The 21,131-nt window shown below is 60.4% G+C and carries 22 protein-coding genes; 16 read left to right on the plus strand and 6 right to left on the minus strand.

The window, feature by feature from the left end; translation table 11 throughout:
• Window positions 1-124: 124 nt before the first annotated feature.
• The 8 genes from rplM (at window position 125) to C4J86_RS04800 (ending at window position 5,920) form a co-directional block, all read left to right on the plus strand.
• Complete coding sequence (rplM, locus tag C4J86_RS04765) at window positions 125-553, plus strand: 50S ribosomal protein L13 (RefSeq protein WP_003171742.1); 429 nt, start codon at window positions 125-127, stop codon at window positions 551-553.
• Window positions 554-567: 14 nt separating this feature from the next.
• The gene (rpsI, locus tag C4J86_RS04770) at window positions 568-960 is read left to right on the plus strand and encodes a 30S ribosomal protein S9 (protein ID WP_003216038.1); all 393 of its coding nucleotides are present in this window, start codon (window positions 568-570) and stop codon (window positions 958-960) included.
• 266 nt (window positions 961-1,226) lie between these two features.
• Window positions 1,227-1,820, plus strand: a complete 594-nt coding sequence (gene petA, locus C4J86_RS04775; protein ID WP_034118089.1) for a ubiquinol-cytochrome c reductase iron-sulfur subunit — start codon at window positions 1,227-1,229, stop codon at window positions 1,818-1,820.
• Complete coding sequence (locus C4J86_RS04780) at window positions 1,820-3,031, plus strand: cytochrome bc complex cytochrome b subunit (RefSeq protein ID WP_003171746.1); 1,212 nt, start codon at window positions 1,820-1,822, stop codon at window positions 3,029-3,031. Before petA ends, C4J86_RS04780 begins: the two co-directional genes overlap by 1 nt.
• Entirely contained in the window at window positions 3,031-3,810 is a 780-nt protein-coding gene (locus C4J86_RS04785; RefSeq protein ID WP_124369650.1) for a cytochrome c1, read from the plus strand. Before C4J86_RS04780 ends, C4J86_RS04785 begins: the two co-directional genes overlap by 1 nt.
• 147 nt (window positions 3,811-3,957) lie before the next feature.
• Entirely contained in the window at window positions 3,958-4,575 is a 618-nt protein-coding gene (locus C4J86_RS04790; RefSeq protein WP_124361287.1) for a glutathione S-transferase N-terminal domain-containing protein, read from the plus strand.
• A 17-nt stretch (window positions 4,576-4,592) separates the two neighbouring features.
• A complete protein-coding gene (locus C4J86_RS04795) occupies window positions 4,593-5,012 on the plus strand; it encodes a ClpXP protease specificity-enhancing factor (protein ID WP_124361288.1) in 420 nt (139 codons plus the stop codon).
• A gap of 158 nt (window positions 5,013-5,170) precedes the next feature.
• Window positions 5,171-5,920, plus strand: a complete 750-nt coding sequence (locus C4J86_RS04800; protein ID WP_016971564.1) for a FadR/GntR family transcriptional regulator — start codon at window positions 5,171-5,173, stop codon at window positions 5,918-5,920.
• Window positions 5,921-5,930: 10 nt separating this feature from the next.
• On the opposite strand, the gene C4J86_RS04805 is transcribed toward C4J86_RS04800, so the two are convergent.
• Window positions 5,931-6,119 (minus strand): hypothetical protein, encoded by a 189-nt coding sequence (locus C4J86_RS04805; protein ID WP_124369651.1) that lies wholly within the window; start codon window positions 6,117-6,119, stop codon window positions 5,931-5,933.
• Window positions 6,120-6,699: 580 nt separating this feature from the next.
• Here C4J86_RS04805 and kdgD point away from each other — a divergent pair.
• The 5 genes from kdgD (at window position 6,700) to C4J86_RS04830 (ending at window position 13,271) form a co-directional block, all read left to right on the plus strand.
• Window positions 6,700-7,611 (plus strand): 5-dehydro-4-deoxyglucarate dehydratase, encoded by a 912-nt coding sequence (kdgD, locus tag C4J86_RS04810; RefSeq protein WP_057724545.1) that lies wholly within the window; start codon window positions 6,700-6,702, stop codon window positions 7,609-7,611.
• Window positions 7,612-7,665: 54 nt separating this feature from the next.
• The gene (locus tag C4J86_RS04815) at window positions 7,666-9,111 is read left to right on the plus strand and encodes an aldehyde dehydrogenase family protein (RefSeq protein ID WP_124369652.1); all 1,446 of its coding nucleotides are present in this window, start codon (window positions 7,666-7,668) and stop codon (window positions 9,109-9,111) included.
• A gap of 98 nt (window positions 9,112-9,209) precedes the next feature.
• Window positions 9,210-10,574, plus strand: a complete 1,365-nt coding sequence (locus C4J86_RS04820) for an MFS transporter (RefSeq protein ID WP_124369653.1) — start codon at window positions 9,210-9,212, stop codon at window positions 10,572-10,574.
• Window positions 10,575-10,584: 10 nt separating this feature from the next.
• Window positions 10,585-12,138, plus strand: a complete 1,554-nt coding sequence (gene garD, locus C4J86_RS04825; protein WP_124365826.1) for a galactarate dehydratase — start codon at window positions 10,585-10,587, stop codon at window positions 12,136-12,138.
• 191 nt (window positions 12,139-12,329) lie between these two features.
• Entirely contained in the window at window positions 12,330-13,271 is a 942-nt protein-coding gene (locus tag C4J86_RS04830) for an AEC family transporter (protein ID WP_124369654.1), read from the plus strand.
• Between the two features lie 16 nt (window positions 13,272-13,287).
• Here the strand turns inward: C4J86_RS04830 and C4J86_RS04835 are convergent, their stop codons facing one another.
• The 5 genes from C4J86_RS04835 to gatC form a co-directional block, all read right to left on the minus strand.
• A complete protein-coding gene (locus C4J86_RS04835) occupies window positions 13,288-14,343 on the minus strand; it encodes a calcium/sodium antiporter (protein ID WP_164487792.1) in 1,056 nt (351 codons plus the stop codon).
• A gap of 50 nt (window positions 14,344-14,393) precedes the next feature.
• A complete protein-coding gene (locus tag C4J86_RS04840) occupies window positions 14,394-14,765 on the minus strand; it encodes a septal ring lytic transglycosylase RlpA family protein (RefSeq protein ID WP_124369655.1) in 372 nt (123 codons plus the stop codon).
• A 157-nt stretch (window positions 14,766-14,922) separates the two neighbouring features.
• Window positions 14,923-16,368, minus strand: coding sequence for an Asp-tRNA(Asn)/Glu-tRNA(Gln) amidotransferase subunit GatB (gene gatB, locus C4J86_RS04845; protein WP_124369656.1), 1,446 nt, complete (start codon window positions 16,366-16,368; stop codon window positions 14,923-14,925).
• Window positions 16,369-16,378: 10 nt separating this feature from the next.
• Window positions 16,379-17,830 carry an Asp-tRNA(Asn)/Glu-tRNA(Gln) amidotransferase subunit GatA gene (gene gatA / locus C4J86_RS04850; RefSeq protein WP_124369657.1) on the minus strand — a complete coding sequence of 484 codons (1,452 nt, stop codon included), beginning with the start codon at window positions 17,828-17,830 and terminating at the stop codon, window positions 16,379-16,381.
• Between the two features lie 16 nt (window positions 17,831-17,846).
• Window positions 17,847-18,134 carry an Asp-tRNA(Asn)/Glu-tRNA(Gln) amidotransferase subunit GatC gene (gene gatC, locus C4J86_RS04855; RefSeq protein ID WP_005784804.1) on the minus strand — a complete coding sequence of 96 codons (288 nt, stop codon included), beginning with the start codon at window positions 18,132-18,134 and terminating at the stop codon, window positions 17,847-17,849.
• A 210-nt stretch (window positions 18,135-18,344) separates the two neighbouring features.
• Here gatC and mreB point away from each other — a divergent pair, with 210 nt between their 5' ends.
• The 3 genes from mreB (at window position 18,345) to mreD (ending at window position 21,104) form a co-directional block, all read left to right on the plus strand.
• Window positions 18,345-19,382: a rod shape-determining protein MreB gene (mreB, locus tag C4J86_RS04860; RefSeq protein ID WP_002555108.1), complete on the plus strand. Its 1,038-nt coding sequence runs from the start codon at window positions 18,345-18,347 to the stop codon at window positions 19,380-19,382.
• A gap of 139 nt (window positions 19,383-19,521) precedes the next feature.
• Window positions 19,522-20,616 (plus strand): rod shape-determining protein MreC, encoded by a 1,095-nt coding sequence (gene mreC / locus C4J86_RS04865; RefSeq protein ID WP_124369658.1) that lies wholly within the window; start codon window positions 19,522-19,524, stop codon window positions 20,614-20,616.
• The gene (gene mreD / locus C4J86_RS04870) at window positions 20,616-21,104 is read left to right on the plus strand and encodes a rod shape-determining protein MreD (RefSeq protein WP_124361299.1); all 489 of its coding nucleotides are present in this window, start codon (window positions 20,616-20,618) and stop codon (window positions 21,102-21,104) included. Before mreC ends, mreD begins: the two co-directional genes overlap by 1 nt.
• Window positions 21,105-21,131 lie beyond the last annotated feature (27 nt).

The following is a 21,131-nucleotide window of genomic DNA, read 5'->3' on the forward strand; positions in this document are numbered from 1 at the left end:
CGGACGCGCTGACCCGAGCCCCCGATAGCGTCTGTATCCGGCTGCCTTTGACCTTGTCAAAGTACGCACTATTCAGTAAGATCCGCCGTCTAATTTACAGGGCGGCCCCTGAGGCTATTAAAGAATGACAACTTTTACTGCAAAACCGGAAACAGTTCAGCGCGACTGGTTTGTCGTCGACGCCGCTGGTCAGACCCTGGGTCGTCTGGCCACTGAAGTCGCCAGCCGTCTGCGTGGCAAGCACAAGCCTGAATACACCCCGCACGTTGATACCGGTGACTACATTGTCATCATCAACGCTGAGCAGGTACGTGTTACCGGCAACAAAGCGCAAGACAAAATGTACTACCGTCACTCCGGTTTCCCAGGCGGTATCAAGTCTTCCAACTTTGAAGGCCTGATCTCCAAGAAGCCTGAAGCCCCGATCGAAATCGCGGTCAAAGGCATGCTGCCTAAGGGCCCACTGGGTCGCGATATGTTTCGCAAGCTGAAAGTCTATGCGGGCGCTGTACACCCTCATGCTGCTCAGCAGCCCCAAGAACTGAAGTTTTAACGGAATAGTTCATTATGTCGGCGACTCAAAATTACGGCACTGGCCGTCGCAAAACCGCAACCGCACGCGTTTTCCTGCGTCCGGGCACTGGTAACATCTCGATCAACAACCGCACTCTGGAAAATTTCTTCGGCCGCGAAACTGCCCGCATGGTAGTTCGTCAGCCGCTGGAACTGACCGAGACTGTTGAAAAGTTCGACATCTACGTCACCGTTATCGGTGGCGGTGTAAGTGGTCAAGCTGGCGCAATCCGCCACGGTATCACTCGCGCTCTGATGCAGTACGACGAAACCCTGCGTGGCGCTCTGCGCAAAGCTGGCTTCGTTACTCGCGATGCTCGTGAAGTTGAACGTAAGAAAGTCGGTCTGCGTAAAGCGCGTAAGCGTCCGCAGTACTCGAAGCGTTAATTCGCTTTACGTTCCACAAAAACGCCCAGCCTCCTCACGGAGCTGGGCGTTTTTTATTGCCTGCGATTTATGCACATTTTTCGCCGTGACAACTTGCCACATCCACAGACCCCCTATACTACAAGGCCCGGGGGTGGTGGCCTGGGCAATTCCCTTGTCATCCGTGGGGCTTTTCATTACCATCCGTCAAAATTTTTATAAGTAAAGATTCAACACTTAGTAGACGCCTGATTTAACAGGCCAAAAAGCTGATGGGAGAGGACTGAATGAGCAATGACGGCGTGAATGCAGGCCGGCGTCGCTTCTTGGTAGCAGCCACATCCGTGGTGGGTGCTGCAGGAGCGGTGGGGGCTGCGGTCCCGTTCGTGGGGTCATGGTTTCCCAGTGCCAAGGCGAAAGCCGCAGGTGCACCGGTGAAGGTGAATGTCAGCAAGATCGAGCCAGGGCAGCAGATGATTGCTGAATGGCGCGGCCAGCCGGTATTCATTGTTCGTCGTACCGAGGAAATCCTGGGGAATCTGAAAAAGATCGAAGGCCAGTTGTCTGACCCTAAATCCGAGAATTCCGACCAGCCCGCCTACGCCAAGAACGAAGTGCGTTCGATCAAGCCAGAGATCCTGTTGCTGGTAGGTCTGTGTACCCACCTGGGTTGCTCACCCACCTTCCGCCCGGAAGTCGCTCCTGTCGACTTGGGCAAGGACTGGGTCGGCGGTTATTTCTGCCCGTGTCACGGTTCTCATTACGACCTTGCCGGCCGTGTCTACAAGTCTCAGCCCGCGCCCCTGAACCTGCCGGTTCCTCCGCACACCTACGAAACTGACGACCTCATTGTCATTGGCCTCGATAAGGAGAACGCGTGATGAGCAAGTTCATGGATTGGGTGGATGCGCGTTTCCCCGCCACCAAAATGTGGGAAGACCATCTCAGCAAATATTACGCGCCAAAAAACTTCAACTTCTTCTACTTCTTCGGCTCCCTGGCACTGCTGGTGCTGGTCAACCAGATCGTCACCGGTGTGTGGTTGACGATGAGCTACACGCCGTCTGCGGAAGAGGCGTTCGCCTCCGTCGAATACATCATGCGTGACGTCGAGTACGGCTCGATCCTGCGCCTGCTGCACTCCACCGGCGCGTCGGCGTTCTTCATCGTCGTCTACCTGCATATGTTCCGTGGCTTGCTCTACGGCTCGTACCAGAAGCCGCGCGAGCTGGTGTGGGTGTTCGGCATGCTGATCTACCTGGCGCTGATGGCCGAAGCTTTCATGGGCTATCTGCTGCCGTGGGGCCAGATGTCGTACTGGGGTGCCCAGGTGATCATCTCGCTGTTCGGGGCGATCCCGGTGATCGGCAACGACCTGACCCAGTGGATTCGTGGTGACTACCTGATCTCCGGCATTACCCTGAACCGCTTCTTTGCCTTGCACGTTGTCGCCTTGCCGATCGTGATCCTGGGCCTGGTGGTGCTGCACATCCTGGCGCTGCATGAAGTGGGCTCCAACAACCCGGATGGCGTGGATATCAAGAAGCATAAGGACGAGAACGGCATCCCGCTCGATGGCATTCCATTCCACCCTTATTACACCGTGAAAGACATTGTCGGCGTGGTCGTGTTCCTCTTCGTCTTCTGCTCGATCGTGTTCTTTTTCCCGGAGATGGGTGGTTATTTCCTCGAGAAGCCTAACTTCGAACAAGCCAACGCGTTCAAGACGCCCGAGCACATTGCCCCGGTCTGGTACTTCACGCCGTTCTACGCAATCCTGCGTGCGATCCCCGACAAACTCATGGGCGTGATCGCCATGGGCGCGGCGATCGCGGTGCTGTTCGTGCTGCCGTGGCTGGATCGCAGCCCGGTCAAGTCCATGCGCTACAAGGGCTGGCTGAGCAAGATCTGGCTGTGGGTGTTCTGCATTGCATTCGTGATCCTGGGCGTGCTGGGCGTATTGGCGCCGACCCCTGAGCGCACGTTGCTGTCGCAGGTCTGCACCTTCCTGTACTTCGCCTACTTCATTCTGATGCCGTTCTACACCCGGCTCGAGAAGACCAAACCGGTTCCGGAAAGGGTGACTGGCTGATGAAAAAATTATTTGCTGCATTAGTGCTTGCGGCCCTGCCGCTCCTGTCTTTGGCTGCCGAGCATGGCGCGGAACTGGAAAAAGTCGACATCGACGTCGCCGATAAAGCCGCTTTGCAAGATGGTGCACGTACCTTTGCCAACTACTGCATGGGCTGCCACAGCGCCAAGTTCCAGCGCTACGAGCGGGTTGCCGATGACTTGGGCATTCCCCATGAGTTGATGCTGGAGAAACTGGTGTTCACCGGGGCCAAGGTCGGCGACCACATGAACATCGGCATGAAACCGGCAGACGCCAAGGCTTGGTTCGGCGCAGCACCGCCCGACCTGACCCTGGTGGCGCGCGTGCGTGGCACCGACTGGCTCTATGGCTACCTCAAATCCTTCTACGAAGACCCCGCCCGGCCTTGGGGCGTGAACAACAAAGTGTTCCCGAACGTCGGCATGCCTAACGTTCTGGTCGGCCTGCAGGGGCGCCAAGTGGTAGGATGCAAGCAAGTCCAGGTCGTTGAAGACGGCAAGAAGCAATATGATCCGTTGACCGGCACGCCGCTGACCCATGAGGCGTGCGATCAACTGACCATCGTGCCCAAGACCGGTACGCTGAATGAAGAGCAGTTCGACGAGAAGGTCAAGAACCTGGTGACTTTCCTGGCCTACTCGGCCAACCCGGTCAAACTGCAGCACCAGCGCATCGGTACGTACGTCTTGCTGTACCTGGCTTTCTTCTTCGTATTCGCCTATCTGCTCAAACGCGAGTACTGGAAGGATGTGCATTGATCCAACCGTAAGCAATTGCTGTTAATCTTGCGCGCCCAGCGGCATCTCTGAACACGTAGCGTCGGTTGTTCCAGACGTTACAGAGATGCTCCCTGGGCGCGCTCGTTTTTGAGCTTTCGATAATTTCAACAAGCGAGGAGGACCGCCATGGGCGTGACCAACCGGTTGGCCTGTTACTCCGACCCCGCCGACCACTATTCCCACCGAGTACGCATCGTGCTCGCAGAGAAGGGTGTCAGCGCCGAGATCATCAGTGTGGAAGCGGGCCGTCAGCCGCCGAAACTGATCGAAGTGAACCCTTACGGCAGCTTGCCCACCCTGGTCGATCGTGACCTGGCGTTGTGGGAGTCAACCGTGGTGATGGAATACTTGGATGAGCGTTACCCGCATCCGCCTTTGCTGCCGGTGTACCCGGTAGCGCGTGCCAACAGCCGCCTGCTGATCCATCGGATCCAGCGTGACTGGTGCCGGCTGGTGGATGTGATTCTGGATTCACGCAGCAAAGAGCCGGCCCGTGTCGTGGCGCGCAAGGAATTGCGCGAAAGCCTGACCGGCGTTTCGCCACTGTTCGCCGACAAGCCTTTTTTCCTCAGTGAGGAACAAAGCTTGGTGGATTGCTGCCTATTACCCATACTCTGGCGCTTGCCGATTATGGGCATTGAACTGCCGCGGCCTGCCAAGCCGCTGCTTGATTACATGGAGCGCCAGTTTGCGCGTGAGGCTTTCCAGGCGAGTCTGTCTGGTGTCGAACGCGATATGCGCTAAGGCTTAAGGAGCCGCTGATGAACTCCAGTCGACCCTACCTGGTCCGCGCGCTCTATGAGTGGATTGTGGACAACGATTGCACCCCGCACATGCTGGTCAATTCCGAATTTCCTGCGGTGCAGGTTCCGCAGGGTTTTGCCAGTGACGGACAGATTGTATTGAACGTATCGCCCAGTGCCGTGCGCCACCTGCACATGGACAACGAAGCGGTCAGCTTCGAAGGGCGTTTCGGCGGCGTGCCGCATACGCTGTTCGTGCCGATTGGCGCCATCCTCGGGATTTATGCCCGTGAGAATGGCCAAGGCATGGTGTTCGATCTGGAGTCGCCTTTCGAGGATGACGAAACGATCGAAGGCGAAGGCGGCGATGATGTGCCGCCACCCGATAACGAGCCACCGCGCCCTACGGGCCGGCCGAGCTTGAAAGTGGTGAAGTAAGCGGCTGTTGCCTTCGGGCGAGCCTGAAAAATGCCTCGGCGGTTGCCGGGGCATTTTTTTGCCTGCCGCGCAGAAGTGAAAGTCTCGACAGGAACGGTGATCGTACAACCGCCATGGGCTATGATGCGTCTTCAGTTCGCCGAGAAAGATGATCCATCATGGAAAACGCCAACGCCGCCCCACGTCTGCCCCGCAAGCGCCGCAGCCTTGCCCAGGAATTGGTCACGGTGTTGTCCGAACAAATCCGCGACGGCCAGCTCAAGCGTGGCGACAAGCTGCCCACTGAGTCGGCGATCATGGATGCCCATGGTGTGAGTCGTACCGTGGTGCGCGAGGCCATCTCGCGCTTGCAGGCGGCGGGGCAGGTGGAGACGCGTCACGGCATCGGTACGTTTGTATTGGACACGCCAAGCCCGAGCGGTTTCCGGATCGATCCGGCCACCGTGGTGACGTTGCGCGATGTGTTGGCGATTCTGGAGTTGCGGATCAGCCTGGAAGTGGAATCGGCAGGCCTGGCTGCCTTGCGCCGCAGTGACGAGCAGCTGGCGGCGATGCGTGCGGCCCTCGATGCCTTGAATGAAAGCGCGGCCCATGCGGGTGATGCGGTGGCGTCAGACTTTGCGTTCCACCTGGAAATAGCGCTGTCCACCGGCAACCGTTATTTCACCGACATCATGACCCACCTGGGCACCAGCATCATTCCGCGTACCCGCCTGAATTCGGCGCGTCTGGCCCATGATGACCAGCAGCATTACATGGGGCGCCTGAGTCGCGAGCATGAAGAGATTTATGAGGCGATCGCGCGCCAGGATTCGGATGCGGCGCGTGCGGCGATGCGTTTGCATTTGACGAATAGTCGGGAGCGGCTGCGCCATGCCCATGAAGAGGCAGAGGCGCAGCGTGGGTGAGCTGACGTGTTCAGGCTAGATCGAATTCTATTCCTGTAACGCTGCCATCAGCGTCATAAACGAACGTCTTTTTCAGTACTTCCCAAACCTGCCCATCCAGATTCAGAAAATCACCTTTGTTCGGTAATTCCTCAATACTAATGTTCGCAGTGCTATTTTTCTTGGTGCCTTTGAATTTGACCGGGATTTTAGTTGTCATGATCAAGCCTCATTGAGCAGGAACAAAATAGGGTAGTGCCCGCACGTTGCCTATGCTCCTTGCAAGTGCACGTGGGCTTGACCACGTTAGGGGGCCTGAGGGTGGGGAGGGTACTGTCAGAATTCACAGTTCTGACGAGCGGTATCAAGCACGGCCATGGTCCTGCCCACCGACGGAAGAGGCGTGCCGGTTTTGTCATCCTTGAGTAACTCGTGCGTACTCCACCGCCCCCTATCACCTGTCCAGCTTGTCGTTCAGATCATTCACATCCTTGCGGCGCAATTCATGGCGTACGCCATTTCCAATGCCTGGTCGGTACCGGTTTGATGAGCGGCCACCGCCTGTTGCAAGGCCGCGCTATGTCGTAAGACATCGTTCTAGTTGGCTGTGTGCATATACAGTCAGGCCGAGAGTTGAGGAAAAACCCGTAGATCAAGAACTCTGCTTCATCGGCAAGCTTGAGGTGAACACTGACGATTTGCAGTTGACGAATCTTTTTATAGTTGTACGATGACGTACGACATCACCAAAACCAACAATAACCTTTCGACAGAAAGTCTTTACCCAGGGTGTTCGAATAATGAATCCACAAGAACTGAAGTCCATCCTCTCCCACGGTCTGCTGTCTTTTCCGGTGACCGATTTCAACGCCCAGGGTGACTTTCACCAAGCGGGCTATATCAAGCGTCTGGAATGGCTTGCCCCATACGGTGCCACCGCGCTGTTCGCTGCGGGCGGCACCGGTGAGTTTTTCTCCCTGGCCGCCAGCGAATATTCCCAAGTGGTGAAGACCGCTGTTGATACCTGCGCCACCAGCGTGCCGATTCTTGCCGGTGTCGGCGGCGCGACCCGTCAGGCCATCGAATACGCTCAAGAGGCCGAGCGCCTGGGTGCCAAGGGCTTGCTGCTGCTGCCGCACTACCTGACTGAAGCCAGCCAGGACGGGGTTGCCGCCCACGTTGAAGCGGTGTGCAAATCGGTCAAGATCGGCGTGGTGGTGTACAACCGCAATGTCTGCCGCTTGACCGCGCCGCTGCTCGAGCGCCTCGCCGAGCGTTGCCCGAACCTGATCGGCTACAAGGATGGCCTGGGTGACATCGAGTTGATGGTGTCGATCCGCCGTCGTCTCGGCGACCGTTTCAGCTACCTCGGCGGTCTGCCGACCGCAGAGGTTTACGCCGCTGCCTACAAGGCCCTGGGCGTGCCGGTGTACTCCTCGGCGGTGTTCAACTTCATCCCGAAAACCGCGATGGATTTCTACCACGCGATCGCCAAGGATGATCACGCCACTGTCTCCCGGATCATCGACGATTTCTTCCTGCCCTACCTGGACATCCGTAACCGCAAGGCCGGTTACGCCGTGAGCATCGTCAAGGCAGGTGCGAAAATCGCCGGCTATGACGCCGGCCCGGTGCGCACCCCGCTGACCGACCTGCTGCCGGAAGAATACGAAGCCCTGGCCGCGCTGATCGACAAGCAAGGCGCGCAATAACTTATCAACAAGGCCGCTGAGCAATCAGCGGCCTTTTGCGTCAGGAGAAGATTCGTGTCCCAAGCAAAACGTTTCGAGAACTACATCAACGGTGAATGGGTTACCGGCACCGACTACTGCACCAATATCAACCCGTCGGACCTTTCCGATGTGATTGGCGAATACGCCAAGGCCGACGTCGCCCAAGTCAACGCCGCTATCGAGGCCGCCCGCGCCGCATTTCCGGCCTGGTCCACCTCCGGCATCCAGGCGCGCCATGATGCGCTGGACAAAGTCGGCAGCGAAATCCTCGCCCGCCGTGAAGAGCTTGGCACCCTGCTGGCCCGGGAAGAGGGCAAGACCCTGCCCGAAGCCATCGGTGAGGTGACCCGCGCCGGTAACATCTTCAAATTCTTCGCCGGTGAATGCCTGCGCCTGTCCGGCGACTACGTGCCGTCGGTGCGCCCGGGCGTCAATGTAGAAGTTACCCGTGAAGCCCTCGGCGTGGTCGGCTTGATCACCCCATGGAACTTCCCGATCGCCATCCCGGCCTGGAAAATCGCCCCGGCCCTGGCCTATGGCAACTGTGTGGTGATCAAGCCGGCCGAACTGGTGCCCGGCTGTGCCTGGGCCCTGGCCGACATCATTTCCCGCGCCGGTTTCCCTGCCGGGGTGTTCAACCTGGTGATGGGCAGCGGCCGCGTTGTGGGCGATGTGTTGGTCAACAGCCCGAAAGTCGACGGCATCAGCTTCACCGGTTCGGTGGGCGTGGGCCGTCAGATCGCCGTCAGTTGCGTGTCGCGCCAGGCCAAGGTGCAGTTGGAAATGGGCGGCAAGAACCCGCAGATCATTCTCGACGACGCCGACCTCAAGCAGGCAGTCGAGCTGTCGGTGCAGAGCGCGTTCTACTCCACCGGCCAGCGTTGCACTGCATCCAGCCGCCTGATCGTCACCGCCGGCATCCACGACCAGTTTGTCGCGGCCATGGCCGAGCGCATGAAGTCGATCAAAGTCGGCCACGCACTCAACAGCGGTACCGACATCGGCCCGGTGGTCTCCCAGGCCCAGTTGGACCAGGACATGAAGTACATCGACATCGGCCAGAGCGAAGGTGCGCGGCTGGTCAGCGGTGGCGGTCTGGTGACCTGCGATACCGAAGGCTACTACCTGGCGCCGACGCTGTTTGCCGACAGCGAAGCCGCCATGCGCATCAGCCGTGAAGAAATCTTCGGCCCGGTCGCCAACGTGGTGCGCGTGGCCGACTACGAGGCGGCGTTGGCCATGGCCAACGACACCGAGTTCGGTTTGTCGGCGGGCATTGCCACTACGTCGTTGAAGTACGCCAACCACTTCAAGCGTCATTCCCAGGCCGGCATGGTCATGGTCAATTTGCCCACCGCCGGCGTGGACTACCACGTTCCGTTCGGTGGCCGTAAGGGTTCGTCCTACGGTTCGCGTGAGCAGGGTCGCTATGCGCAAGAGTTCTACACCGTGGTGAAAACCAGCTACATCGGTTCGTAACACGCAACATCCAGTGGGGGCCGGATGCCTGCCGGCCCCCACGACAAAAACAGAAAACCATTACCCGCAAAAAAAATAATTAGTGGGAGTACTTCTACATGCAAGCGACCAAGCCGACCCACGTCCGCTATTTGATCCTGCTCATGCTGTTCCTGGTGACCACGATCAACTACGCCGACCGTGCAACTATTGCCATCGCCGGTTCCAGCCTGCAAAAAGACCTCGGCATCGACGCGGTCACCCTCGGTTACATCTTCTCCGCATTCGGTTGGGCCTATGTCGCCGGGCAAATTCCCGGCGGTTGGCTGCTCGACCGGTTCGGCTCGAAAAAAGTCTATGCCCTGAGCATCTTCACCTGGTCACTGTTCACCGTGCTGCAAGGCTACGTCGGTGAGTTCGGTATCTCCACGGCCGTGGTTGCGCTGTTCATGCTGCGCTTCATGGTGGGCCTGGCCGAAGCGCCATCCTTCCCGGGTAACGCACGGATTGTGGCGGCCTGGTTCCCGACCGCCGAACGCGGTACTGCCTCGGCGATCTTCAACTCGGCGCAGTACTTCGCCACGGTGTTGTTTGCACCGCTGATGGGCTGGATCGTTTACCGCTTCGGCTGGCAGCACGTGTTTATCGTGATGGGCGTGATCGGCATCGTGTTCTCGCTGATCTGGCTGAAAGTTATCCACAGCCCGCGTCAACATCCGATGATCAATGAAGCGGAGTTCAATCACATTGCGGCCAATGGCGCGATGGTGGACATGGACCAAGACAAGGGCAAGGGTAAGAAAACCGACGGCCCGAAGTGGGATTACATCCGCCAGTTGCTGACCAACCGCATGATGCTTGGCGTGTACCTGGGCCAATATTGCATCAACGGCATCACTTACTTCTTCCTGACCTGGTTCCCCGTGTATCTGGTGCAAGACCGTGGCATGACCATCCTCAAGGCGGGTTTCATCGCCTCGCTGCCGGCCATCTGCGGGTTTATCGGCGGCGTACTGGGTGGGGTGATTTCCGACTACCTGCTGCGCAAGGGCCATTCCCTGACCTTCGCTCGCAAGGCGCCGATCATTGCCGGCCTGCTGGTGTCCAGCAGCATCATTGCGTGCAACTACGTCGACGTTGAATGGATGGTGGTGGGCTTCATGGCACTGGCCTTCTTCGGCAAGGGCGTTGGCGCACTGGGCTGGGCGGTGGTGTCTGACACCTCGCCGAAACAAATCGCCGGCCTCAGTGGCGGCTTGTTCAACACCTTCGGTAACCTGGCGTCGATCACCACGCCGATTGTCATCGGCTACATCATCGCCACCACCGGTTCGTTCAAGTGGGCGCTGGTGTTCGTCGGCGCCAACGCGCTGGTGGCGGTGTTCAGCTACCTGGTCATCGTCGGCCCGATCAAGCGTGTAGTACTCAAAGAGCCGCCAGCCAAGGGCCCTGAGTTGACCAACCTAACCGAAGCGCATTCCTGAGGTTCGTGTGATGCAGTTGATTGAACATGCCGACTCGCCGCGCTCGATTCGTTTGCACGAGCGCGACAATGTAGTGATCGTGGTGAACGACCAGGGCGTCCCGGCCGGCACCGAATTCCCGGACGGCCTGGTCACTGTGGAGTTCATCCCGCAGAGCCACAAGGTAACCCTGGAAGACATTCCCGAAGGCGGCCAGATCATTCGCTATGGCCAGACCATTGGCTACGCGCTGGCGCCGATCCCGCGTGGCAGCTGGGTGCAGGAAGACCAGTTGCGCATGCCCACCGCGCCGCCGCTGGACAGCCTGCCGTTGTCCACCGAGGTGCCTGAAACCCAGGCGCCGCTGGAAGGCTTTACCTTCGAGGGCTACCGCAACGCCGACGGCACCGTGGGCACGCGCAATATCCTCGGTATCACCACCACGGTGCAGTGCGTGACCGGCGTGCTGGACCATGCCGTCAAGCGCATCAAGGATGAATTGCTGCCCAAGTACCCGCACGTCGATGACGTCGTGGCGCTGACCCATAGCTACGGCTGCGGTGTGGCGATCACGGCCACGGACGCCTACATCCCGATCCGTACCGTGCGCAACCTGGCGCGCAACCCGAACCTGGGCGGCGAAGCCCTGGTGATCAGCCTGGGCTGCGAGAAATTGCAGGCCGGGCAAGTGATGCACGACAACGACAGCTCCGTCGACCTGAGCGAGCCTTGGCTGTACCGGTTGCAGGATTCCAGCCACGGTTTTACCGAGATGATCGAGCAGATCATGGCGCTGGCCGAGGTGCGCTTGAAAAAGCTCGACCAGCGCCGCCGCGAAACGGTGCCCGCGTCCGAGCTGATCCTGGGCATGCAATGCGGCGGCAGTGATGCTTTTTCCGGCATCACCGCCAATCCGGCGCTGGGGTATGCGTCAGACCTGTTGTTGCGTGCCGGGGCCACGGTGATGTTTTCCGAAGTGACGGAAGTCCGTGACGCTATTTACCTGCTGACGTCTCGGGCTCAGAGCAAGGAAGTCGCCCAGGAGCTGGTCAGGGAAATGGACTGGTACGACCGTTACCTGGCTAAGGGCGAGGCGGATCGCAGCGCCAATACCACGCCGGGCAACAAGAAGGGCGGGCTGTCGAATATCGTCGAGAAGTCGTTGGGCTCCATCGTCAAATCCGGCAGCAGCGCGATCAACGGCGTGCTCGGCCCTGGCGAACGCGTCAAGGGCAAGGGCCTGATTTTTTGCGCAACCCCGGCCAGTGACTTTGTCTGCGGCACCTTGCAACTGGCGGCGGGCATGAACCTGCACGTGTTCACCACCGGGCGTGGCACACCTTACGGCCTGGCGATGGCGCCGGTGGTCAAGGTGTCGACACGCACCGAGCTGGCCCAGCGCTGGCCGGACCTGATCGATATCGACGCCGGGCGTATCGCCACCGGGCGCGCGAGCATCGAAGAGCTGGGCTGGGAGCTGTTTCACTTCTACCTGGATGTGGCCAGCGGCAAGAAACAGACGTGGGCGGAGCGGCACAAGCTGCATAACGACATCACATTGTTCAACCCGGCGCCAATAACCTGAGACCGGGTCGCCTGCTATCGGGGGCAAGCCCCTCCCACACTCGACCGCATTCCTACAGGATAAATGCGGTCAAAATGTGGGAGGGGCGGTGCGACGATTCGACTTGCCCCCGATAGCGGTCTACCAGGCACCATCGAGCTGTATGGCTTATCATTAGCCAACTAACGACGCTCACCAAGGTTCTCCCCTGCATGCTGGCAATCTTCCTCACCACGCTCACCATCACCGCGCCGGTGTTCGCCATGCTCTTCCTCGGTGTGCTGCTCAAGCGCATCCGCTGGATCAACGACAACTTTATCCATACCGCCTCGTCCCTGGTGTTCAACGTCACCATGCCGGCGCTGTTGTTTCTCGGCATCCTGCATGCCGACCTGCATTCAGCGCTCAAGCCGGGTTTGCTGATCTACTTTGCCGTGGCCACGCTGGTGAGCTTTGCCATGGCGTGGGGCTGGGCGATTATGCGCTGCAAGCGCGAAGACCGGGGCATCTACACCCAGGGCGCGTTTCGTGGCAATAACGGGGTAATCGGCCTGGCGCTGGCTGCCAGCATGTACGGCGACTACGGTATCTCCCTCGGAGCGATCCTCGCGGCACTGGTGATCCTGTTCTACAACACCCTGTCGACCATTGTGCTGGCGGTGTACAGCCCGGTGATCAAGTCCGACCCATGGAGCATCTTCAAGAGTGTGGTGGCCAACCCGCTGATCATCAGCGTGTTCGTCGCGGCGCCGTTCGCCTATTTCCAGCTCGGCCTGCCCGGCTGGCTGGAAAGATCCCTGCAGTACCTGGCCAACACCACCTTGCCGTTGGCGCTGATTTGCATCGGCGGCACCCTGTCCCTGGCGGCGCTGCGCAAGAGCGGCAAGATGGCATTGAGCGCGAGCCTGATGAAGATGGTCTGGCTGCCGGTGATCGCCACAGGGGGCGCGTGGCTGCTGGGGTTCCGGGGGCCGGAGCTGGGGATTTTGTTCCTGTACTTTGGCGCGCCGACGGCGGCCGCAAGCTTCGTGATGGCCAGGGCCGCCGAAGGCAATCATGAACTGGCGGCAGCGATTATCGTGATCACCACGCTGATGGCCGCGGTGACCACCAATATCGGGATCTTCGTGTTGCAGGCCGGTGGCTGGATCTAAGCTCTTTTCTGAGCGGCTATTGCGATTCCCTCTTGTGTTGGCGGTGCCAGGCGCGCAGCGACGTGAACAACAGCCCCATCCCTAACGCCGGCAAGACGTAAAACAGCATCAAGTGTTCAAGCTTGGTGGCCAGGGGCATGCCGGTGGTAAACGCCATGACATGCAGGCCATACGCCAGGTACAGCCCCAGTAACACCAGGCCTTCTGCCCGCGTGACGCGGTAGCCGGTATAGAACACCGGCAGGCACAGGACGATGGCGCCGAGCATGACCGGCAGGTCGAAGTCCAGCGCGTTGGGCGAGACCGACAGCGGCGCAGGCGCCACCAGGGCGGTAAAGCCCAGCACGCCCAGCAGGTTGAACAGGTTGCTGCCGATCACATTGCCCACGGCAATCTCGCGCTCGCCACGCAGGGCGGCAATCAACGAGGTGGCGAGGCAGGGCAATGAGGTACCGACGCCGATCAGCGTCAGGCCGATGACGCGCTCCGACAAGCCCAAATCGCCCGCCACCTCCACGGCCGCACCCAGCAGCAAATGCCCGGCCAGCACCAGCACCAGCAACCCGCCGAGCATCAACAGCACGCTGCTCAGCCAGGGTGCCTTGGTCATGCTGGCCAGCGTGCGTGGACGACGCGAGTGGCGCGTCTGGTAGTGCAGCACGCCGAGGTAGGCCAGCAGCGCAACCAGCAGCACCAGGCCGTCGAACGGCGTCAGAGCCTCGTTGGCAGCCAGGACGAACACCAGCAGGCCGGCGACGATCATCACCGGAATATCCAGACGCACCAAATGGCGCGACACCCGTAACGGAATGATCAGCGCGGACAGGCCCAGGGTGACGAGGATATTGAAGATGCTGCTGCCGATTACGCTGCCCACGGCAATGTCGGTGTTGCCGGCCAGGGTGGCCTGCAGACTGACGGCCATCTGTGGCGCACTGCTGCCGAAGGCCACGATGCTCAGGCCGATGATCAACGGCCGCACCTTGAGGCTGGCGGCCAGGCGCACTGCGGCCCGCACCAGGATTTCAGCGCCGACGATCAACAGCAGCAAACCGCTGACCAGTTCGAGCAGGCTCCAGGGTGAGAGGGCGTTCAATCCAAAAATGCTCAAGGCTGCCTCGATCAGTTGTTCAGGGCTTGCAGGCGAACCCGCGCGGTGCCGCTGCCGAGCATACGCAGTTGCTCGGCAGCCTTGCGTGAAAGGTCGATCAGGCGTCCACGGGTGTGGGGGCCGCGATCATTGATACGCACCACCACAGACCGGTTGTTGTCGAGGTTGGTCACCTTGACCTGGGTACCGAAGGGCAAGCGCCGGTGGGCGGCGGTCAGGCCGTTCTGGTTGAACACTTCACCGCTGGCGGTGCGTTTGCCATGGTGCTTGGCGCCGTAATAGGAGGCGGTGCCGGTTTCATCGTAGCCGTTGGGGTCGATGAGGCCGTTGGCGCAACCGGTCAGCAGGGAAAAGACAGCCAGGAGGCCGAGTAGACGCTTCATTCCAGGTATTCCCGTATCAAATGTGGGAGGGGGCTTGCTCCCGATAGCGGTGGGCCAGTCACTGATGTGTTGACTGAATCACCGCTATCGGGAGCAAGCCCCCTCCCACAGGAGGTCCGAGTCGAGCATGAACACTCACTCGGCTCCTTCACCGCTATCAGCCCTCAAGCTTGCTTTTGAGCAATTCGTTGACCTGTTGCGGGTTGGCTTTGCCTTTGGATGCTTTCATCGCCTGGCCAACAAAGAAGCCGAACATCTTGCCGCGCTTGGCTTCGTCAGCCGCGCGATATTGTTCGACCTGCTCGGCGTTCGCCGCGAGCATTTCATCGAGCACGGCCGAAATGGCGCCGCTGTCGGTGACTTGCTTGAGGCCACGCTTCTCGATGATGTCATCGGCACTGCCTTCACCGGCGGCCATCGCTTCGAACACGGTCTTGGCGATTTTGCCGGAGATGGTGTTGTCCTTGATGCGCAGCAGCATGCCGCCCAGTTGTTCGGCGCTCACCGGTGCTGCGTCAATTTCCAGGCCCTGTTTGTTCAACAGGCTGCCCAGTTCGACCATCACCCAGTTGGCCGCCAGCTTGGCGTCGCCGGCAATGCTCACGACCTTTTCGAAGTAGTTGGCTTGCTCGCGGCTGGACGCCAAGACGCTGGCATCGTAGACCGACAGACCGAACTGCGCCTGGAAACGTTCGCGTTTTTGCTGTGGCAGTTCCGGCAGGGTGGCGCGGATATCGTTGAGGAACGAGTCCTCCAGCACCACCGGCAGCAGGTCCGGATCGGGGAAGTAACGGTAGTCGTTGGCTTCCTCCTTGCTGCGCATGGCGCGGGTTTCGTCTTTGTTCGGGTCGTACAGGCGCGTTTGCTGGATCACCTTGCCGCCGTCCTCGATCAGTTCGATCTGGCGACGCACTTCGCTGTTGATCGCCTTCTCGATGAAGCGGAACGAGTTGACGTTCTTGATCTCGCAGCGGGTGCCGAACTCGACCTGGCCCTTGGGGCGGATCGACACGTTGCAGTCGCAACGCAGCGAGCCTTCGGCCATGTTGCCGTCGCAGATGCCCAGGTAGCGCACCAGCGCGTGGATCGTCTTGACGTAGGCCACGGCTTCCTTGGCGCTGCGCATGTCCGGCTCGGAGACGATCTCCAGCAACGGCGTGCCGGCACGGTTCAGGTCGATACCGGTGGCGCCGGGGAATTCTTCGTGCAGGCTCTTGCCGGCGTCTTCTTCAAGGTGCGCACGGGTCACGCCGACACGCTTGATGGTGCCGTCTTCCAGCGGGATGTCCAGGTAGCCCTTACCGACGATCGGCAGTTCCATCTGGCTGATCTGGTAGCCCTTGGGCAGGTCCGGGTAGAAGTAGTTCTTGCGCGCGAACACGTTGTGCTGGCCGATCTGGGCGTCAATCGCCAGGCCGAACATCACCGCCATGCGCACCGCTTCCTGGTTCAGCACCGGCAGCACGCCGGGCATGCCCAGGTCGACCAAGCTGGCCTGGGTGTTGGGCTCTGCGCCGAACGTGGTGGCGCTACCGGAGAAAATCTTCGATTGGGTGGCGAGCTGGGTATGAATCTCCAGCCCGATCACAACTTCCCATTGCATAGTGTTCTCCTCAGAAGCCGGTAGGGGTGCGAGTGTGCCAGTCGGTGTTCAACTGATACTGGTGCGCCACATTGAGCAGGCGGCCTTCCTGGAAATACGGGGCGAGCAATTGCACGCCGACCGGCAGGCCATCGACGAAACCGGCGGGCATGGACAAGCCCGGCAAGCCCGCGAGGTTGGCGGTGATGGTGTAGAGGTCTTCCAGGTACTCGGCGATCGGGTCGCCGGTCTTGGCGCCGATCTTCCAGGCCGGGTTCGGCGTGGTTGGGCCGAGGATCACGTCGACTTCTTCAAAGGCGGCCATGAAGTCGTTCTTGATCAGGCGGCGGATCTTCTGCGCCTTGAGGTAGTACGCGTCGTAGTAGCCGGCCGACAGGGCGTAGGCGCCGACCATGATCCGGCGCTGTACTTCCACGCCAAAGCCTTCGCCACGGGAGCGCTTGTACAGGTCGGTGAGGTCTTTCGGGTTTTCGCAGCGATAGCCGAAGCGCACACCGTCGAAACGCGACAGGTTGGAGGACGCTTCAGCCGGGGCGATCACGTAGTAGGCAGGAATCGCGTGCTGGTTGTTCGGCAGGCTTATCTCCTTGATCACGGCGCCGAGCTTTTCCAGCTCCTTGATGCTGTTGTGCACCAAGTCGGCGATACGTGGGTCGAGACCGGCGCTGAAGTATTCCTTGGGCACGCCGATGCGCAGGCCCTTGAGCGACGTGTTCAGGCTGGCGCTGTAGTCCGGCACCGGCTCATCGATGCTGGTGGAATCCTGTTTATCGAAGCCGGCCATACCTTGTAACAATATCGCGCAGTCTTCAGCCGTGCGGGCCAGAGGGCCGCCCTGATCGAGACTCGACGCGTAGGCGATCATGCCCCAGCGGGATACGCGACCGTACGTCGGCTTCAAACCGGTGAGGTTGGTGAAGGCTGCCGGTTGGCGGATCGAGCCACCGGTGTCGGTGGCCGTGGCGGCCGGCAGGAAGCGCGCGGCAACGGCGGCGGCCGACCCACCGGACGAACCGCCGGGTACGTGGTCCAGGTTCCACGGGTTTTTCACCGCGCCGTAGTAGCTCGACTCGTTGGCCGAACCCATGGCGAATTCGTCCATGTTGGTCTTGCCCAGGGTCACGGCCCCGGCGGCGGCCAGCTTGGACACCACGGTGGCGTCGTAGGGCGCCTTGAAGTTGTCGAGCATCTTCGAGCCGCAACTGGTGCGAATGCCCTGGGTGCAGAACAGGTCTTTGTGGGCGATCGGAGCGCCCAGCAGCGCGCCGTTCTCACCGTTGGCGCGACGCACGTCGGCGGCCTTGGCCTGGCTCAGGGCCAGCTCTTCGGTGAGGCTGATGAAGCTGTTGACCTTGGGGTCCAGCGCGGCGATGCGCGCCAGCAGGGTCTTGGTCAGCTCTTCGGAAGAAAACGTTTTGTCGGCGAGACCGCGGGCGATCTCGGCCAGAGTCATGTGATGCATGAAAGGCTCTTTCCCTTTAGTCGATGACTTTCGGAACCAGGTACAGGCCGTTTTCGACCGCTGGCGCGATGGACTGGTAGGCCTCGCGGTTATTGCGCTCGGTCACGACGTCTGCGCGCAGGCGCTGACTGGCTTCCAGCGGGTGAGCCAGGGGCTCGATGCCGTCGGTGTCGACGGCCTGCATTTGGTCAACCAGCCCGAGAATGCTGTTCAGGGCTGCGGTGGTCTGTGGAAGATCGGCGTCATTGAGGCCAAGCGAGGCCAGATGCGCGATTTTTTCCACGTCGGAGCGTTCAAGCGCCATGGGATTCTCCAGTGGAAAACAGAACGGAAGGCGTCCGTGTGTTAGATTGTCGGAACACTACCGCATTTCTACGGTCATAAGGCCGCGATTGTGGGGGTTGGTGCACAGAAAGTCGGCCAATTTAGCACATTGGCGCCTTGCCCAAAATCCCTGTCGTTGTTAGAGTTTGCCGCACTTTTTTACCCACGCGTTGCCTAGGGTCCCTTTCCCATGTTCAAGAAACTGCGTGGCATGTTTTCCAGCGATCTTTCCATTGACCTGGGCACTGCCAACACCCTTATTTACGTGCGCGAGCGCGGTATCGTCCTGAATGAGCCATCGGTTGTGGCCATTCGGACCCATGGTAATCAGAAAAGTGTCGTTGCCGTTGGCACCGAGGCCAAGCGGATGCTCGGCCGAACACCAGGCAATATTGCTGCCATTCGTCCGATGAAAGACGGCGTGATCGCCGACTTCAGTGTCTGCGAGAAGATGCTGCAGTACTTCATCAACAAGGTTCACGAAAACAGTTTCCTGCAGCCCAGCCCTCGTGTGCTGATCTGCGTCCCGTGCAAGTCCACCCAGGTGGAGCGTCGTGCCATCCGTGAATCGGCCCTTGGTGCCGGTGCCCGCGAGGTGTTCCTGATCGAAGAGCCGATGGCCGCCGCAATCGGCGCCGGCCTGCCGGTTGAAGAAGCCCGCGGTTCGATGGTGGTGGATATCGGTGGTGGTACCACCGAGATCGCCCTGATTTCCCTGAACGGTGTGGTGTATGCCGAATCCGTGCGTGTCGGCGGCGACCGCTTCGACGAAGCGATCATCACGTATGTGCGTCGTAACTACGGCAGCCTGATCGGCGAATCCACCGCCGAGCGCATCAAGCAGGAAATCGGCACCGCTTACCCGGGCGGCGAAGTTCGCGAAGTCGATGTTCGCGGCCGCAACCTGGCCGAAGGCGTGCCACGTGCGTTCACCCTGAACTCCAATGAAGTGCTGGAGGCTCTGCAAGAGTCCCTGGCCACCATCGTTCAGGCGGTGAAGAGCGCCCTGGAGCAGTCGCCGCCTGAGCTGGCTTCCGATATCGCCGAGCGTGGCCTGGTACTGACCGGTGGTGGCGCCTTGCTGCGCGACCTCGACAAGTTGCTGGCCCAGGAAACCGGCCTGCCGGTGATCGTCGCCGAAGACCCGCTGACCTGCGTGGCGCGTGGCGGTGGTCGTGCACTGGAAATGATGGATAAACACACCATGGACCTGCTCTCCAGCGAATAAGCTTGCCTGGATGGTTCATGCTCGGTCGGCAGGCAGCACTTTGCAGTGCTGCCTGCTGGCGTTTATCTTCTTCAATCTGCATCCAGGCCGGTTTGATGCCGTATGAATAAAGAGAACATTTGCCTGGGAGGAGCGGCCTATTAAACCGCTCTTCGCCAAAGGCCCCTCATTGGGCGTGCGCTTGTTGGTGCTGACCGTGCTTTCGGTCGCGCTGATGGTGGTCGACGCCCGTTTTGCGCTGCTCAAGCCTGTGCGTAGCCAGATGTCGCTGGTGTTGATGCAGACTTACTGGATCACCGACCTGCCGCAACGTCTCTACCAGGGCGTGGCCAGCCAATTCGGCAGCCGCACCGAGCTGATTGCCGAGAACGAAAAACTCAAGACCGAAAACCTGCTGTTGCAGGGCCGCATGCAAAAGCTCGCGGCCCTTACCGAGCAGAACGTGCGGCTGCGCGAGTTGCTCAACTCTTCGGCATTGGTCAACGAAAAGGTCGAAGTGGCCGAGTTGATCGGCATGGACCCCAACCCCTTTACCCATCGCATCATCATCAACAAGGGTGAGCGCGACGGCGTGGTCCTCGGCCAGCCGGTGCTCGATGCCCGTGGCCTGATGGGCCAGGTGGTTGAATTGATGCCCTACACCTCGCGCGTCTTGCTGCTGACCGACACCACTCACAGCATTCCGGTGCAGGTCAATCGCAACGGTTTGCGCGCGATTGCCAGCGGCACCGGTAACCCGGAACGCCTGGAGTTGCGGCACGTGGCCGATACCGCTGACATCAAGGAAGGCGACCTGCTGGTCAGCTCCGGCCTGGGTCAGCGCTTCCCGGCGGGCTACCCGGTGGCGACGGTCAAGGAGGTCATCCACGATTCCGGCCAGCCGTTTGCCATTGTGCGTGCCGTACCGACCGCCGCGCTGAACCGCAGCCGCTATCTGCTGCTGGTGTTCAGCGACAACCGCACCCCGGAAGAGCGCGCCAATGACGCCGCGCAGGCCCAGGAAGCGGAAGACAAGCAGAACGGCACCGCGCCTGTGATTCCCGCCACCGTACCGAAACCGGCGTTCGTGGGGCCACCGGCGCCTGCGGTCGTACCCGCAACCGCAGCCCCTGTCGCCACACCGGCCAAGCCCGCTGCACACAGCGCACGTCCGGCGAAACCGGCGGCGACCACCGCGCCTGCCGCCAGGCCTGCGACAACCGCCCCGGCCACCACGCGGCAGAGGGAGCAATAATGGCCAGTACTCATTCGCGCAATGGCTGGATTGTCTGGCTGACCTTCGCCATCGGCCTGTTGCTCAGCGTTTCACCGCTGCCACAATTCATGGAAATCCTGCGCCCGCTGTGGCTGGCGCTGTTGCTGGCGTTCTGGTCGTTGAACCTGCCGCACAAGGTAGGCATGGTCACGGCGATGTGCCTGGGCTTGGCGGAGGATGTGCTCTATGGCACCTTGCTCGGCCAGAACGCGTTGATCCTCACCCTGATTACCTTCCTGGTGCTGTCGTTGCAGCAGCGCTTGCGCATGTTCCCGATGTGGCAGCAGTGCCTGGTGATCCTGGTGATCTTCGGCCTGGCGCAGTTGGTTCAGCTCTGGCTCAGCGCCCTGACCGGCAATCGCCAGCCGACTTTGGCCCTGGTGTTGCCGGCCCTGGTCAGTGCACTGCTGTGGCCTTGGGTCAGCTTCGGCCTGCGCGGGCTACGTCGTCGCTACAAAATCAATTGACGGATTGCGAGGCTCTGCCTGGTTACC

Source organism: Pseudomonas sp. R2-7-07, from assembly GCF_003852355.1.
Taxonomy (GTDB): Bacteria; Pseudomonadota; Gammaproteobacteria; order Pseudomonadales; family Pseudomonadaceae; genus Aquipseudomonas.

Coding starts and splice junctions, on each gene's coding strand:
- rplM (WP_003171742.1), top strand. CDS start 125: ATGACAACTTTTACTGCAAAACCGGAAACAGTTCAGCGCGACTGGTTT.
- rpsI (WP_003216038.1), top strand. CDS start 568: ATGTCGGCGACTCAAAATTACGGCACTGGCCGTCGCAAAACCGCAACC.
- petA (WP_034118089.1), top strand. CDS start 1,227: ATGAGCAATGACGGCGTGAATGCAGGCCGGCGTCGCTTCTTGGTAGCA.
- C4J86_RS04780 (WP_003171746.1), top strand. CDS start 1,820: ATGAGCAAGTTCATGGATTGGGTGGATGCGCGTTTCCCCGCCACCAAA.
- C4J86_RS04785 (WP_124369650.1), top strand. CDS start 3,031: ATGAAAAAATTATTTGCTGCATTAGTGCTTGCGGCCCTGCCGCTCCTG.
- C4J86_RS04790 (WP_124361287.1), top strand. CDS start 3,958: ATGGGCGTGACCAACCGGTTGGCCTGTTACTCCGACCCCGCCGACCAC.
- C4J86_RS04795 (WP_124361288.1), top strand. CDS start 4,593: ATGAACTCCAGTCGACCCTACCTGGTCCGCGCGCTCTATGAGTGGATT.
- C4J86_RS04800 (WP_016971564.1), top strand. CDS start 5,171: ATGGAAAACGCCAACGCCGCCCCACGTCTGCCCCGCAAGCGCCGCAGC.
- C4J86_RS04805 (WP_124369651.1), bottom strand. CDS start 6,119: ATGACAACTAAAATCCCGGTCAAATTCAAAGGCACCAAGAAAAATAGC.
- kdgD (WP_057724545.1), top strand. CDS start 6,700: ATGAATCCACAAGAACTGAAGTCCATCCTCTCCCACGGTCTGCTGTCT.
- C4J86_RS04820 (WP_124369653.1), top strand. CDS start 9,210: ATGCAAGCGACCAAGCCGACCCACGTCCGCTATTTGATCCTGCTCATG.
- garD (WP_124365826.1), top strand. CDS start 10,585: ATGCAGTTGATTGAACATGCCGACTCGCCGCGCTCGATTCGTTTGCAC.
- C4J86_RS04830 (WP_124369654.1), top strand. CDS start 12,330: ATGCTGGCAATCTTCCTCACCACGCTCACCATCACCGCGCCGGTGTTC.
- C4J86_RS04840 (WP_124369655.1), bottom strand. CDS start 14,765: ATGAAGCGTCTACTCGGCCTCCTGGCTGTCTTTTCCCTGCTGACCGGT.
- gatB (WP_124369656.1), bottom strand. CDS start 16,368: ATGCAATGGGAAGTTGTGATCGGGCTGGAGATTCATACCCAGCTCGCC.
- gatA (WP_124369657.1), bottom strand. CDS start 17,830: ATGCATCACATGACTCTGGCCGAGATCGCCCGCGGTCTCGCCGACAAA.
- gatC (WP_005784804.1), bottom strand. CDS start 18,134: ATGGCGCTTGAACGCTCCGACGTGGAAAAAATCGCGCATCTGGCCTCG.
- mreB (WP_002555108.1), top strand. CDS start 18,345: ATGTTCAAGAAACTGCGTGGCATGTTTTCCAGCGATCTTTCCATTGAC.
- mreD (WP_124361299.1), top strand. CDS start 20,616: ATGGCCAGTACTCATTCGCGCAATGGCTGGATTGTCTGGCTGACCTTC.